Source organism: Laspinema olomoucense D3b (assembly GCF_025370785.1).
Taxonomy (GTDB): domain Bacteria; phylum Cyanobacteriota; class Cyanobacteriia; order Cyanobacteriales; family Laspinemataceae; genus Laspinema; species Laspinema olomoucense.
The window spans coordinates 21,622-36,971 of the sequence record NZ_JAMXFA010000042.1 but is presented as its reverse complement, the minus strand read 5'-3'; the positions used below and the strand labels follow the sequence as shown (position 1 = coordinate 36,971).

The following is a 15,350-nucleotide window of genomic DNA, read 5'->3' as shown; positions in this document are numbered from 1 at the left end:
CTTTTGCAGCCCCGGGACCGTGAGTTTCCCCTGTGAGCACTGCCCCCAATCTCAAATCATCCTTGTCCCCTGGGGGCTATACATAGACACAATGGCCGAATCAAGCGCCATCATCGAGCCAAATCCGGGTTTCCCCAGGGGAATTAATGGGTATCTTTAAAAAACTGGAATTGGCGATCGTTAATGCGACCTGCATCATAAAGGGTTTCGGCTATTTCCGAAAGGGTCAAGACAGAATGAGCTTGATACCCATTGACTTTTAATCGCTGTTTCACCCCTTTTTCATGGTCAATAAAGACCACAATATCCTCCACCTTCAACCCGGTGGATTGCAGCTTTTGCGCCCCTTCCATCGCACTTTTTCCACTAATCAGAATATCATCCACGACTACAACGGTTTCCCCGGGATTAAAATGACCTTCCACTAACCGCCGCGTTCCATGTGCTTTCACTTCTTTCCGTGGAAAAATCATCGGATAATTTAAACGCAAAGAGAGACCCGTGGCCGTGGGTAAGGCCCCGTAGGGAATTCCGGCAATACGGTCAAATTTTAGGGTTTGTAAAACCTCCGCATAAGCACCAATAATTTTATCAAAAATTTGCGGATTTGAGATAATTGTTCGCAAATCCACATAATAGGGAAAGGTTTCTCCAGATGCTTGGACATATTCTCCAAACATGATGCAACCCAAATCATAGAGTTGCAAAATTAAATCCGTATGCGGATGAGCATTGGTGGTGGGAATATCGGGAAACCACACCGGGCACGCTTGTGCCTCTGATGGAATGCGAACTCTGACTTGATTAATCGTTTCTCGCAATCCTAAAATTAGAGAACCGGCATTTTCACTACTTAAATAATCTTGGGGAACCGGGAGGATTAATCCATCCCCTTGACTATTTAAACCGGCCTTGAGGATGTTAGCTAAAACCGTTCCTTCCGACCAGATACTGCGGGCGAGAATCAGCCGTTCTGGGGCAACGGACCTGACTCGCGCCAAGACTTCCGGCGTATTGGTTCCCACCTCGACTGCTACCTGTTCCGGAGTCCCCCAAGTCCGGATCTCTTTAACAATTTGTAGGTACAGGGGTGCATCATTTTTAGGATAATGCTGCAAGACTTGCGCCGCCGGATTGGAGGTGTGACACAGGACAAAGACTGCTTTATCGGGATACAGTAAAAATGGGGCCGCCAAATCTTGGCCGGGATACGGACTCAGGGTCACCGCATCCACCTGCCAACGGTCAAAAATCGTCTGGGCAAATACGGTACTACTGTTGAGATCCGAGTGTTTGACATCTAAAATCACCGGCAGGCAAGGGGGAATGGCTTGTAAAATTTGCTGCAATAAATTTAGGCCATCCGCACCCAATGCGGTGTAAAATCCGAGGGTTGGTTTGTAGGCACAAACCAGTTCAGCAGTTTGGGCAATGATAAAATGCAGCCAATCCGTCAACTGCGCGATGGCAGTGTCCGGGTTGTCCGGGGTTCCGAACCGGGAGGGCAGCGCCTCTGGATCCGGGTCGAGTCCCACACACAGAAGGCTGTTATTGCGGTCGATCGCACTTTGCAATTTATCGCTAAAATTAATCATAGTGGGTGGAGATTATATCGATTTTGCACGAATTTTGCTCACCTCCCCCGGTTTTACTCACCGGGGAAATGACCCACGGCGATCGGCGTCCAACCCGGTCTAAAATTAGCAATTGGCCATTCACGAATGCTGTGAATTATTGTTAAAACCGGAGATTGACGATATCAATGGAGTATAACTTAGGGAATGAACGCAGGAGGTGGGAACAGAGTAATCTGTTGTGGCCCTGATTCTGGCTTATTTTACCATTAATGAGCGATCGCAACGATGAATGGAGAAAAAATTGGCAAATACCTCACCCTAGAAGAATTTTGTACCTGTACGCAAACTTATCGGACCTATAAGGATCAGATTCATCCCTTTCCTGAAAACCTCCAGGAAACGATTCCGGCAATTTCGGCGTTAATCGAGGCCATCCTTGATCCAGTTATCGACGAGTTTGGACGCGATCGGTTCCGCTTGACTTATGGATTTTGTTCTAAAGACTTAAAGCGATATCTGGAGAAAAAAGACCCGGTAACGGGACAAAAAAATGGTCGAGTAGCCCCGGAACTTGACCAACATTTGGCCCATGAGGTGAATCAAAGGGGGAAATATTATTGTAACCGCCTCGGGGCTTCCTGTGATTTTCTGATTCTCGATTTATCCAGTGCAGATTTAGTCGAGTGGATATTGGCGCGTCCATTACCCTTTGATTCGCTTTATTTTTATGGGGAAAATCGGCCCATTCATATTAGTTACGGTCCCCAACACAAGCGGGATATTTGGACTTTTACTCAAGGAAGACAGCCGACTAAGAAAGGGATTGAGAAGTGGGTGGAGTTGGCAAGAAGTATTAAATAATTAAATAAACCCACACCCTCAAGGGTGGGGCTATAGGGACAAAGCCCGCCTGCGCGGGCTAATATATTAAAACTGATTTAATGAGGGAACCCAACAGTTTTATTACTCAAATACCGGCGGCCATAAATCAGCAATTGGCATTTCCCAACCGGGAAATAATTCAGGAATTGTTAAAGTATCTTCAGTATTTAGTACGGTAGTTTCTCCGGTGGGACGATAGACAGTTACGGTTTCTTTATCCGGGTCAACTAATATCCCGACGGTAGTTCCTAATGCTAAAAAAAGTTTTATTTTATCGGCGAGGGGATTAATGCGATCGCTTTTTGATTTAATTTCTACCATCAAATCGGGAACTAGGCGCACAAAATCCCGATTGCTGCGCTTAATTCGGTCCGCCCGAACAAAGGATACATCCGGTGCACGCAAGTCGGTATTGGGGAGGATAAATCCCCCACTAGAATCATAAACTCGCCCTAATCGACGGGGATCAACCCAGTTGCCTAAAAATCGGCAAAACCGCGCACCAATTTCGCTAGAGGTGTCGTCAGATGGACCCATTGCCTTAATCCCTCCGTCAATTAATTCCAGGTTCCACTCGGGATGTTCCCGTTGGACTTGTTCCAAGTCGGTAATTGTTAAACTCATGATTGAACCTCTCGGTTGCTTTATTTTAGTTTAGCTTAAATTTGGGTCAGGTTGCACTGGCTTTTTCTGACGCGATCGCATTGCCGCTTTGAGGATTTTCAGGCGATAGGGGTCAGCATCTTTGCGCCAATATACTATATTTCCCCGAATCTCCGCACAGTTTTCTTCTAACCGTTTTTGCCAATTTTTGAGGGTTTTAATCTCCCAGGGTCGGTCTAGCAATCCCCGATTTTCTTCCTGATGGGTTAGTTTCACCAGTTTATCATACTGGGGATAGTCCGGAGTCACGCAGGCATCTTTACGATGAAGAATGGGCGGATTATCGTCGTTATCATAATCTCGATAAATTACCCGTAAATCGATTAAGTCAATATCCATCTGGGTATGTAATATGGGATGAGTTTCTTGGTCGAAATGGGGGTAAAATAAATAAGATATTTTTGGCTTTTTCAGGCTAAACTTAATTAAGGTTGCCTCATCCATCCGGCCAATTGCTCGACTAACGACCCCTTCATAAATTCTCAGTAAGGGTTCGAGGGTTTCTAAGGCAGAAATGTGAATTGTAAAACTGTTGGATTTGAGCAAACCCACGGAACTATTTTGACAACTTCGGGCCACTAATTCAATATCATTTAAACTGTAAACCAGTTGTTCGGCCATAATGCAGGCGGTCCGATAGGAGGGAAATAGTGCTTTAATATCATTTTGAATTTCTAAGGGTAAATGAGATAGTTGGACTCGTTTTAACAAGTTGGTGACAGCAATATAAGTGAGGAGGTCTTTGCGTCGTTTTTCGGTGATTGCCTCCCATTCTTCGGGGTGAGTGAACTCCATAATCACTTTAAAGGCGCGGCGCAAATTGCCAAATTCGGCGATAATTTGGGGTTCTTGGGGGAGTTCGCCGGGAACGGGTAGTCTGCCGCGATCGCTGGCAAATTCCATGAGTGGCGTCAGGATTTCCCGATATTCATCAAAACTTTTCAGCAGTTTAGGAACGGTGGTCCGACTGCGGAACCGATAGGATTGAATCAATTGTGCGAGTTGTTGGTCCCGAAAGACGAAATAAATCCCCAATGCCACAGGAACTGCTTCCACTTGCAAAACGCTTTCGATATACTGTTTTAGTTCTTCTTGTTCATAATATTTCTGAAAGGTATTGCGGCGCGTAATTACCCCATCTCCATAGGCAACTTGACCCGAATTCCGGTCATCCACTAAGACTAAAGACGCAACAATTAACACTTTTTGGGTCAATTCCCAGGATTGAATTAGCGCTTGTCGGCGTTCTTCTAAATCTTCAATGACATTAATTATATAACCCAAATTCACCACATCGGCGGGAGTTAAAGGAGTATCTGGGGAATAATACGGGTCCCAACCACTACTCGAAAATCCTTGTTCCGCAATCCGTTTAATATCACCCCCATGACCACATCCATAATCAAAAAAGGTCGTTCCTTCGGTAAAAAATCCCGCTTCTAATCCTAATCGCATCGGACGGGAGATGGCATTACGGACAATTGCAGCGCGATGGCGTTCGATTTTGGGGGTGGTTTTTAGGGGTTTATAAGTGGTCTTGGGTTCGGAGGTGACAATGACAGTATGTCCCTGAATTTCAACTCCAGCATCGGCCAAACATTCTAACCATCCATTGCGAGTTCCAATCCCCCGTGACTTGTTTAAAAGTCCTAATTTTTCTTCTTCTCGGGTGAGGTTTTCAAAGAGTTTATATAGCGGATAATCCGGGGTGACAAAGGTTTCTTTGCGGTGGAGAATGGGGGGATTATCTGCTGGGCGATAATCTCTATAGCGAATTCGACCCTGGGGGAAATGAATCTGTAGACTGGCCTGTAATGCCGGATGGGGGTCTGTATCAAATTCGGGGTAAAATAGGTAAGAAATAATCGGTTTATCCAGGTTAAATTTGATTAAAGTTGCCCCATCGACTCGTCCTATATGACGACGGTTAATGGCCTCATATAAACGCAGAATGGGGTCTAAGGATTCGATCGCCCAAACATGAATATACAATGCACCAGGTAGCTTTTTCCCCAGGGGACTATTTTGGCAAGCGGTGGCGACTGCCTCCGGGTTTTCTAATTGGGATAACAAGTTTTGGGATAATTGTTTTGCTGTCGTCCAATTTCCAAATAAGGGGCGAAAATTAGAGGCAATTTTAGGGGAAAATTGGGATAAGGAGGGAACGCGCTTGTTTTCCCCAATTAGACTTGCTAGATAAATTAAGGCATCTTGGCGGCATTGTTCCTGGATTTGGTCCCAAATTTCACTCTGGGTTGCTTCTTTAATTTGATTAAATGCCTGTTCTAAACTGCCAAATACGGTGACAATTTTTTTGCCGGTAGATAACTCATTTACTTGGGGTAACCGTCCCCAATCCGCGACAAACTCCATCAACGGGGTGAGGATTTCTTCCTGGGAAATTAACGTTGTATCATCGGGATTTAAGGGAGGAACTACGGAACGCGATCGGCCTAAATTGAAGCGATAAATTTGAGCATCTGCCGCATCTCGAAAGATAAAATAAACTCCCAATCCTGCCGGGGTTGCCTCTACGGATAAAATCCGTTCTAGTTCGGTTTTTAGTTCTACTTGTTCATAATAATAATGAACGGAATTCATGGGAATAACGCCTTCTTTCCCGTAGGCGATTTTTCCCTGATTGACCTCAGAAATAGTGACCGATGCAGCGACAATTAACAGGTTTTGGGTCAATTTCCAGGCATCCTGCAAGACCTCCTGACGTTCTTCCGGGGACTGAATTATATTGAGGATATCGGCAAGATAAACAACATCTGCCGGATTGTGATTGGGATCTCCCCCATAGTCCAAAAAAGTGGTTTCAGCAGTCAGGATTCCCGCTTCTCCGGCGAGACGCAGGGGACGGGGTAGATGGCGGTGAACCGATGCCAAACGGTTTAGTTTGGTTTGGGGTAGCGGCAAACTGGATTTGTCCATAAGATTGGAGGTGTAACACAGCAGCGATCGTGACCCACCTTTTTCATACCACAAAATGGCTGCCGCCAGTCCAAAAATTTATTGCCGCTACCCCGTCAACCCAGAAACCGATGGAGGACTAGACGCTAAATTTACTGCGAATGTCTTCGATTCGTTTGCGGTTTACCCCTAAATCCGACTGTCCTAACCGCGATGCCGATCGCACTTGAATCACGTTAGACTTGCGATCGAGAAAAAATTCCACATCATCCACATATCCCATTAAAGAACTGGTAAATTCAGCATACAAATAATGGGCGTCGGATTTAATCACCTTGGCATTTTCCATTTCTTCGAGAATCTCCTTGAGATGAGCAAATGCTCTTTTGGCCGAAGACTCATATTTTAACGGTTCAATTTTATGCTTTTTATCCGTTTCTTCTGCTTGAGAAGAGACACAATTGGGAGAATTCGGACAAGGGGCTAATTTTCCCATACTTACGCCTAAATTATCAGGACGTTCCCCGGAAAAGGAGAACAGACTGGCGATCATCGCATTCGGTGAAATCTCCGCAGCGAATGCCGCAGGAGTTGCACCAAAATAACACAAGATTGCCAAGGTGACCGAAAAACATAGCGTGAGAACTTTGACAGGAGATAAGTTGTACATAAATCACCGTTTGATGTAAAATACTCTTTCCATTCTAGCGGCAAATTTGACGACTGGTTCACTGTTTCCCTTTTGATTCTTTCTCCCCTGTCTGACTCGCCACTGCCACCTCGATTAAATGCTCAATTTTCTTAATATTCGGGTCTCCTGCCAGATACCCAATCCCGCGATGCAGATGCAAGCGAAACTGATTCGCCAATGTCTCTTTATCCGTCCCCAATCCATCTTGGTGACAGCGTTGTTTCAATGCCAAAATTAAAATATCTGACATTTCTCCGCCAAAGACTCGCCAACTCATTTCCACGTTACTATCGGCGGGAATGGGAACGGGAGAAGGGGTAGAAGTTTCTGACAAGGATTTACAAAAGGCCCAGCGGCATAAAATATTCCATTGGTCAATTTTCGTATAACGTTTGAGTTTACTGAGTTGTTCTTTAGCAGTTTGAGAGAGTTTAATTCGGTCGAGGGGTGGTTCCATTGATGATGTAAAATAAAGGGGGAGAGTCCCGCACCCTGTTCGCGCAGCGTTCCGTAAGGAAAGGGTGGGGCTATAGGGACGAAGCCCGCCTGCGCGGGCTAAGAAGTTGGTTTAATAGTTTACCAGAAATAGCCTTTTTGTACAACAGTTTTTCGGGTTTCTGGTTGATATTTGAGGAGGTAGCTGTTGGCGATCGCCTCTTGTTCTAAAAGATGTTCATACTCATTTTTGCTAATTTCTGTATCCGTAGATAACAAAATCACTTGATGGGATGCTGAGGGAAAATAGCGTTCAATCAGATTATTCCGATGGGACGAATCCAAGCGTCCTAATGGCGTATCGATCGCCACCGGCAGATGCCGTCCCGAGACTCGCGCTAATCCCCACAAAAAGGCGATCGCTAACAACTGTTTTTCCCCCGCCGAGAGGCGATGTTTGGGGACAGGTTGACCCTCGGGGTTGTACAGAGACAATCCAAAACTTTGAGTATCAATGGCAATCCGATGGACTAAATCCACTTTATGTAACAGATAGCGGAAACAGTCCGTTACCTCCACCTCTAACTTATTTAACTTCCGCAGGGTTAACCGTTCCTTAAACAATTTCAGAGTTTCCTGAACCTTCTTCGATGATTCAATAATATGCTCATCATTTTGGCGTTCAATACTCGTTTCACTGTACACCGCCAGTTCTTTCTTGAACCCCTCAATATCTTTGCCTAACTTATCGCATCGCTGCTGACCATTATTATAGTCCCCTTGTGCTTTTACCACTGCCGCTTGTGCCGCCTTCAATGCCGCATCCAATTGCTCATAAATCTCCGGAGAAGGGGCCGATGCCAGTTGTCGTTCATTGAAAGTAATTTCCACCTCCAATGCTTCCACAGATTGCAACTTTTCCTCCGCTAATTTTACCTGACTCGGCAGTTCATGACGCAAAACATTCGCTAACAAAGACAGGGTTTCCTCATCCGCCGACAACCACAAATCCTCCTCAGAACCTATTTCGCGATCGAGTGCCTCATCCTCCTGATCCAGAAAAAACTTAATCTTATCTAATTGCTGTGGTTTCAGCTTCAATTTGTCCAGATATTCTACTAGACGACTACTGCGTTCCTTCACCACATCCCGCGCAATTTTTGCCTGAAGAGACTTCGCCTCGGTTTCCCCTTGAACCTGCACCTGATTCAGCAATGGTTGAATCAAAGCTAAGGGTAAACTCCCCCCAGCTAATTCCCCCAAAGACTCGCGCATCTGTTCCAAATTTCCTTCTAAATTGCGCTTTTGCTTTTCTAACTGAGTCCGTTGTGCTGCAATTTTCCCCCCTTCTGAAATAAACTTATCCCATGCTTCCCGCTGCCGTTCATGGGCCTTTTCTAAATTATTTTGTAACCCGCCTAACTCTTGCTTTGCCTCCTCTAGTTCCCCCGTAGATTTGGACAACTTTTGTTCAATTTCTTCCAAACTTGCCAACTGCTTTGCACTTGCCAACTTCTTCTGTTTCCGCCGGACCAAAATATCCAAATCTATGGATAACCGTTCCGCCAACTCCAACCCCAACAGCGATTGAATCGCATCTACCACCACCGGAGGCGGCGTTTCTTGTTCCGCCAATTCCTTCACCTGTTCCCCATCAAATAGAAACAGATTAGAAATTCCCAAGGGCAACAAATTTTCGATATATTCATCCCAAATATTCGTCAAATCTGTTCGGGGCCAATCTCCTTCTAAAATCCCTAACGTATCCTTACCATCCCTGGGATTTGCTTCCCAATAGCGCACAATCCGCAACTCCACTGCCGCATCATTTTCAAAATGCTCAAACACCAACTCAATCCGAGTTTTTTCCACCGGATCCGAATCCCGAGTCACACATTGAGTCAGGAAATCACTATAATTCAAATTGCCTCGGGTCGAACATTGAGCACGAGGACCATAAAGCGCTAACCGAATGGCATCCATCAGGGTGGTTTTCCCTCCACCATTCATCCCCCCAAACAGGATAATCGGACGAGTTTCCCCCTGAATTTGGGGACGTAAATCAATCACCTGTCGTCCCATATAAGGACCAAAATTTTGCAGAACCAGTTCAATAAAAATCACGATACAGTCAAGGTAATAAAGTCAACAGTAGGCAACATTTCAATTCCCCCCCTTAGCAACGCCATCGGGTTAGGGGGGGTTCTTCGATTAATTCTCTCCATCCTCATCATCAGGAGTGATAGTTGGATATTTCATCATCCCCCAACTTAACTGTTTAGTCCCAGCAACATCCCCATCAGTCACAGACGGTTTCATTTCGCGATTTTTGAGCTGTTTAATCGCATAAACATCCCCGTCCTTAGCAGCAGTTTTTAGGTCCCGCTTGTAATGAGCATTTTCAATTGCTTCTTCCTGCGATCGCGAACTACTCTCAAAGCATTTCTCTAACGCATCATACACCCCAATCCGCCGAGACTTCGTATGATACTGATACTCCGTTCCAATCAATTTAGACATCAATTCCAAGTGCATCGCATCCGGTTCGCAGATTTCATGCAAAACCTCCCACTCATCACTTCCCCACAACTGATTGCCAGCGCCAGGACGAGGATCCTTAAATACTTCCCCAGTCGCTTCTTCATAAATCTTGGGCAAGCTATCATCAAATTCATGCTTCTCTTCCAGCCAAATTCTACGAATTTCACTGAGTTCGTCTAAACTAATTAGGGTAATATCTCCCATGTTTGCCGGGGCAGTCTTACGGACCAAAGTTTGAGCTTCTAAAATTCTTTTCAGTAAATATTCTCTCCATTCCTTAGTATAAGGTCCGGGGATTGGCTCCACTGAGGTTTGTCCTTCAATATTTCGCTCAAATAATTGGACATCTCCCCATATTCGGCGAAAGTCTCTATGCTGGCGATCATTTTCAATATCCAATTCAAGACGGATATCTACTAGAGGTTGCAACCACTCTTTTTCTTCATCATTTTGAATCATTGCAGTCAGAGATTTGTCACTATCAACTAGAGTACAAACCCAGCATCCAAAACGAGAACTTCCACAACTAGGAGTAGAGGTGTCAACGACTAGAGGACATTCATTATCGGCGGTAGATTCACGATACATGACAAAAAGGTCTTTGTTACTTTGTCCCCAAGGATTAGACCATTGATTCAAATAAATCCAGACTTCATCATTGCGCCAGTCTTCAATAGGACTATAAACAAGAGAATTGGGTAAATGAGCATTAGGACTTAGGCGATCACGCACTCGTTTTTCTTCTAGTTTTTTCATTGTGGCAGCACGTTTAGAACTTTCGGCTTTACGAGTTCCTAAGATAAGAATCGCTTCACCATTGGTTCTAACTACATTGCGAATGAAACGGTTAGATGGTTCTATTTTTAAGCGCCCAGTACACCATCGGAATTTAATTCTAGGTGCTGGGTATCCTTTTCCAATTAAACCTACCCAGTATGTATGCTTAATATCGGGTTGCAGCAAATGCGGTTCAAAAGGCATTTTTTGTTCCATAGCTGCTACTTTCATATTATCGATAGATTTGCGAACCCAACCCGCAACAATTGGATTTTCTACCAGGGTATCTGTTGTAATAACGTAAATTGTTTTGGTTCGTTTTGAGGGAGGAAGTTGCGCGATCGCATTCCAGACTAACTGCAATGTTGCTGTGCTATCTTTACCGCCTGAATACCCCAAAATCCAGGGAATTTCATCTAAACAGTAGAGCGCTTGAATCTCTTTCGTTAATTTTTCGATGTCTTCTACTAATTCTTCCACAGTCCGAGGTGGAAAAAGCGACATTTGGCCTTGTTGTGGCATAATCTCCAAACTCCTTGATATTTTCTAAATGGCAATGGCTATGTTATAATTTTACAGCTTTTTACTACAATTACGACTTAATATGACAGATGACTTGTTGCCCCAGTCAGAAACGCCTACCCGCCTCGATCCGGTGCTTGAACCCTATTTCGCAAAGCATCATCGCGAAAAGTGTTATCCCGGGTTAATTTTTCGCCAGGGGAAGCGCCAGATGGTGCAAATCAATGTCCCTGCCGATGATTTGCCGACGCTTCTACAAGCAAAACCCTCTAGTGACAACGACCCCGATTCGGGTAAAAATCGCCCAGAAGTTAAGGGTCATGCCGAGGAAATCAAAGAGTATATTCTCAAACGCGCCACCAAAGGCAAACCCTGGATTTTAGGAACCCTAACGGCAAATGTCGATCCCAGCAAGATTGAGCTCATTGAATTGGGGAGAGGGATTTGTTTAGTCGTCATTCCTCGGGGGGTCAAGTTAGATATTACAGATGGACAACATCGCAAAAGTGCAATCCAAGATTTGATTATCGGTGAATTTGGCGAGGTAATTGGCGATAATGATTTCCCCATTACTCTTGTGTTAGAACCTGACTTTAACCAGTGCCAGAGTGATTTTAGAGATATGGCACAAACCAAGCAACTTGATAAATCACTGCTGTTGTCGTTTGGGGAATTTGAAGGTCGGGTCGGCATCACTAAGCGAGTTCTTGATGAAGTTGTCATGTTTCGAGGGAAGACTGAAAAAATCAAAAGTTCTCCTCCTTCTAAAAAGAAATTAATTTATACCACAAATTATATCGCCAAGCTCGTAGGGGCCGCTTTCTCTGGGGACTCTAATAGCGAGTTAAAAGAGCGTGATGTAGATAAAGCATCCGACGCATTAATTCATGCCCTGAATCAATTTTTTAGTGAATGCAGTCAGAGTCGTCATATTGTTAATACCCATGTTGATGATTTGAGCATTGATGAAATAGAGAATTTTAAAAATGAAAACTTGCTGGGTAGAAGTGTTGGCATGGAAATATTAGGCCACTTGCTCTATTGTATTTATGACAAAAATGTTCATTTGTTTGACCCTAATAAAATTTCTACATTAGCTCAACTCAATTGGTCCAGAGAAGGGCATTTATGGAGAGACAATGTTGTATTATTGGATCCTAACCCTAAAAATCCAGCAAAACCTTACAAGATAACAGCAGGAGTTAATGCTATAAGAATTGCTGTAAATCGGGTCAAAACCCATCTAGGATGGATGTAAGTTGTGACATTTAGCAAGGAGGAGGGAGTCGATCGCCCTAAATTGCTCTCTAATTCCTCCCTCCTGAATTCCTACTCATGTTCCAAACGCTTCTCTTCCTCCGTTAGTGGCAAATTTAAGCGCTGTTTCAGATAAGCAGTCATCCGGATCACGCTGGTTGACCCTGGGGACAGTTGACCCTTGAAAATCACCCTCCCTTCCCAGTCTAAATTCGATCGCGACCAATCGACTTGCCGCAAGGGGTCCAAATGGTCTCGCCAGGTGTCTGGATAGGTCCGGAGTAACGTTGCACCCACTGCGCCTAGTCCGATTAAGAAGATCGCCTGGGTATGCAGGTAATCTCGCCGCATCTCAAAAGCGCTGACTTTGCGGTCTAATACAAGTTGCCAATCTGGTATTTGCCGACTGACGGCATTCCAGTAATCCACTGCCTGTTGGATTTGTGCCTCTAGGGGTTCCCCTTCCCGGTCTGCCAATAATGTCACGGTTGCCTGACAAATATGGGGGAGTATAAAGAGTTTACCAGACCGGGTGCTTAAATGACTGCGTTCGGTTTCCGTGAGGGTGCGGAATACCTCCACTTGCTGATATACACCTCTCCCTAATGCGGCGGCGCGATCGCGATGGTCATACAGCAGATTTAAGGCAGGGTCCGATCGCACTGGGTAGCGGTTGAGGTCACTAAAAATTTGCTGCGATCGCTTCAAACCCACATCCAGAAACAAGATTAGGGGAATGGTTTCATATCCTAACTCTGGATTCTCCTTCAATGCCGACTCAAATGCCACCCGCCGATGTTGGCCGTCATTGATGGTAAATCGCGCATCCATTGGCACTCGCAAGCGTCCGATTTTTCGCCCTTCCGCCTCTGTTCCCAGGGGTTCAAAGGTGATATCTGCATCAATAGAGGCCGTAATCGCCGAGAGGGTATAACTCTGGGGATTATCCAAAATATACTGGGTAATTTGTGGCACTCGGGTCCGATTCAGCGATCGCCGTGCCCGCTTTTCTGGCGGCGTTTCCCCCTGTTCCAAAGGGAACAGTTTCGGCAGCAGTCGCAGAGGACACATGGATACATAGTATTCCCGTCCCGCCTGGATTCCCCGGATGACAGGTAAGACATATTCAAAGGCCGTATTTAGCACGATCGCCCTCCCGGTATGTGCGGTAGACAGGATCCAACCGCACCGCCTCCCCTTTTTGTTGTAATAATCTTTGACAAATTTGCATAAATATGATATAGCAACCCTGGATTGAATGGCTTTGTTTCAGTATTGCACAAAAAGTTTTTAAAAACTAGCTTTTTAGCAAAAAAGTTCAAAACCCTTGTAGAACGAGGGTTTGAGCCGATATAAGTCAGGCGGGGAACTTTCCTGCTATGTTTAAGGATGTGCCTATCGAGATGAAAGTCCCCATGAACCCTCCCCGGAATCCAGCAACAGACCTTGCCAGTAAAATCCTGGAACAGGAAAATAGCGATCGCGAAGCATTGGCGCTATTGCTGGATCGCCACCTCTCCCGCAGCGATCGCCTTCTGGTCCAAAAAACCCAGATGGGGAATACTGAGGCATTTATCGGGTCCGTGACCTTAGAATGGTTAAGCAGTCGGGTTCGTTTCGCCTCCCAACTGCCACTATTTCAGAAAAAATATGACCCTCAAACGGATAATGTGGTCCGGGACCGGGAAACCATTGACGAACTGCTACAACGTCCCCTAGATTGGTCCCGACAAGCAGCTTTGACCCTGTATTTAGTCGCCCGAAAAAACCATAAATTTCCCGCTTTGTTGGTAGTGCAAAGTCCGCCGTGGGTGGATAATCCAGATGCGTCCGAGTGGGATGAAAATGGGCGATCGCGTCAGTCTACCTGTGATTTCGTTGCCTTAGACAAAGACAACACTATCGGACTTTTAGATGTATCTGAAAAAGTGGCAATTTTTGCTCTCGATGGTCAACATCGACTGATGGGAGTCCAGGGGTTAATGGAACTGATTAAAACCGGACGACTCCAACGATTTAATAAAAATAAAAAGGCCGTGGGTGCGGCGATTACTGTTGATGATTTAAAACAGCAATATCACGTCGAATCGGCACATTTGCAAAATTTAGCCTCGGAACGAATCGGCATCGAATTTATTCCCGCAGTCCTGGAAGGAGAAACCCGAGACGAAGCAAGGCGCAGGGTCCGGTCAATTTTTGTTCATGTTAACCTGATGGCGGTCAACCTGAGTAAAGGACAACTGGCTGTTTTAAATGAAGATGATGGATTTTCGATTATCGCGCGGAAAGTTGCGGTTACTCATCCCTTATTGAAAGAGAAAAAGAAACGGAATCCTCGGGTGAATTGGGATAGTGCAACGGTTGCGGCAAAATCAACGGTTTTAACCACCCTTCAGGCGCTTAAAGATATGTCGGAACGCTACTTAGGCCCGAAATTTCCCCAGTGGCGATCGGCCAATAACAAAGGGTTAGTTCCGATTCGTCCGGAAGATGATGAACTAGAGGAAGGGTTAGAGGAATTTAAAGCATTATTTGATGGATTATCCAGCTTAGTTAGCTATCAGCAACTTGACTCAGGAACAGAAACCCCAGAAATGCGCCGTTTTAGTCATGAAAAAGGCGGCGGTGATGGCAATTTACTGTTTCGTCCCATTGGACAAATTGCCTTAGCGCAAGCAATGGGAATTTTAGTGTTTGAGAAAGGGTTTTCCTTGAAAGAGTTGATTGAGAAATTGCAGGAATTTGATGTAGATGGGGGATTTAGTGGGATGGAATATCCCCAGTCCCTATGGTATGGGGTATTGTATGACCCGAGTAAACGGCGGGTATTAGTTTCGGGTCGGGATTTGGCGGCGAAGTTGTTGGTTTATATTTTAGGGGGAATTGAGGATGATTATGAGCGAGCAAATCTACGCAAAGCGTTAGCGGATGCGCGTACTTTTGAAGGGAAAGCAGTTAGTTTTGATGGGAAGTTTGTGAAACCGAAGGAGGTGGGTTTGCCGGAGGTTTTGTGAGGGGAACGACTGAAGTCGGGACGTTGAACATGAAGAATACTATCCTCAACTCCGGCGGGGGATAAATCCCCCGCC

At 45.2% G+C, this 15,350-nt stretch carries 11 protein-coding genes; 3 read left to right on the top strand and 8 right to left on the bottom strand.

Translation table 11 applies throughout. The features are described from left to right. Positions 1–143: 143 nt before the first annotated feature. Entirely contained in the window at positions 144–1,595 is a 1,452-nt protein-coding gene (locus NG792_RS23745) for a bifunctional orotidine-5'-phosphate decarboxylase/orotate phosphoribosyltransferase (protein ID WP_261237031.1), read from the bottom strand. Positions 1,596–1,862: 267 nt separating this feature from the next. On the opposite strand from NG792_RS23745, the gene NG792_RS23740 reads away from it, so the two are divergent. Continuing rightward, on the top strand, positions 1,863–2,438 hold the full coding sequence (locus tag NG792_RS23740) for a hypothetical protein (RefSeq protein ID WP_261237030.1): 576 nt from the start codon (positions 1,863–1,865) through the stop codon (positions 2,436–2,438). Between the two features lie 102 nt (positions 2,439–2,540). Here NG792_RS23740 and NG792_RS23735 read toward each other — a convergent pair whose 3' ends face one another. The 6 genes from NG792_RS23735 to dndC form a co-directional block, all read right to left on the bottom strand. Then, positions 2,541–3,083: a Uma2 family endonuclease gene (locus tag NG792_RS23735; RefSeq protein ID WP_261237029.1), complete on the bottom strand. Its 543-nt coding sequence runs from the start codon at positions 3,081–3,083 to the stop codon at positions 2,541–2,543. A 30-nt stretch (positions 3,084–3,113) separates the two neighbouring features. After that, the gene (locus NG792_RS23730; RefSeq protein WP_261237028.1) at positions 3,114–6,059 is read right to left on the bottom strand and encodes a DNA phosphorothioation-associated putative methyltransferase; all 2,946 of its coding nucleotides are present in this window, start codon (positions 6,057–6,059) and stop codon (positions 3,114–3,116) included. A gap of 118 nt (positions 6,060–6,177) precedes the next feature. Further along, positions 6,178–6,708, bottom strand: a complete 531-nt coding sequence (locus NG792_RS23725; protein WP_261201160.1) for a DUF1499 domain-containing protein — start codon at positions 6,706–6,708, stop codon at positions 6,178–6,180. A gap of 58 nt (positions 6,709–6,766) precedes the next feature. Then, positions 6,767–7,186 carry a DNA sulfur modification protein DndE gene (dndE, locus tag NG792_RS23720; protein WP_261201159.1) on the bottom strand — a complete coding sequence of 140 codons (420 nt, stop codon included), beginning with the start codon at positions 7,184–7,186 and terminating at the stop codon, positions 6,767–6,769. A gap of 119 nt (positions 7,187–7,305) precedes the next feature. Then, a complete protein-coding gene (gene dndD, locus NG792_RS23715) occupies positions 7,306–9,288 on the bottom strand; it encodes a DNA sulfur modification protein DndD (RefSeq protein ID WP_261237027.1) in 1,983 nt (660 codons plus the stop codon). A gap of 87 nt (positions 9,289–9,375) precedes the next feature. Next, positions 9,376–11,004: a DNA phosphorothioation system sulfurtransferase DndC gene (gene dndC / locus NG792_RS23710; RefSeq protein ID WP_261237026.1), complete on the bottom strand. Its 1,629-nt coding sequence runs from the start codon at positions 11,002–11,004 to the stop codon at positions 9,376–9,378. A gap of 82 nt (positions 11,005–11,086) precedes the next feature. Between dndC and NG792_RS23705 the strand changes: the two genes are divergently transcribed. Then, complete coding sequence (locus tag NG792_RS23705; RefSeq protein ID WP_261237025.1) at positions 11,087–12,262, top strand: DNA sulfur modification protein DndB; 1,176 nt, start codon at positions 11,087–11,089, stop codon at positions 12,260–12,262. A gap of 71 nt (positions 12,263–12,333) precedes the next feature. Here NG792_RS23705 and dndB read toward each other — a convergent pair whose 3' ends face one another. Further along, on the bottom strand, positions 12,334–13,407 hold the full coding sequence (dndB, locus tag NG792_RS23700) for a DNA sulfur modification protein DndB (protein ID WP_261237024.1): 1,074 nt from the start codon (positions 13,405–13,407) through the stop codon (positions 12,334–12,336). A 269-nt stretch (positions 13,408–13,676) separates the two neighbouring features. Between dndB and NG792_RS23695 the strand changes: the two genes are divergently transcribed. Beyond that, a complete protein-coding gene (locus NG792_RS23695; protein ID WP_261237023.1) occupies positions 13,677–15,275 on the top strand; it encodes a DGQHR domain-containing protein in 1,599 nt (532 codons plus the stop codon). Positions 15,276–15,350 lie beyond the last annotated feature (75 nt).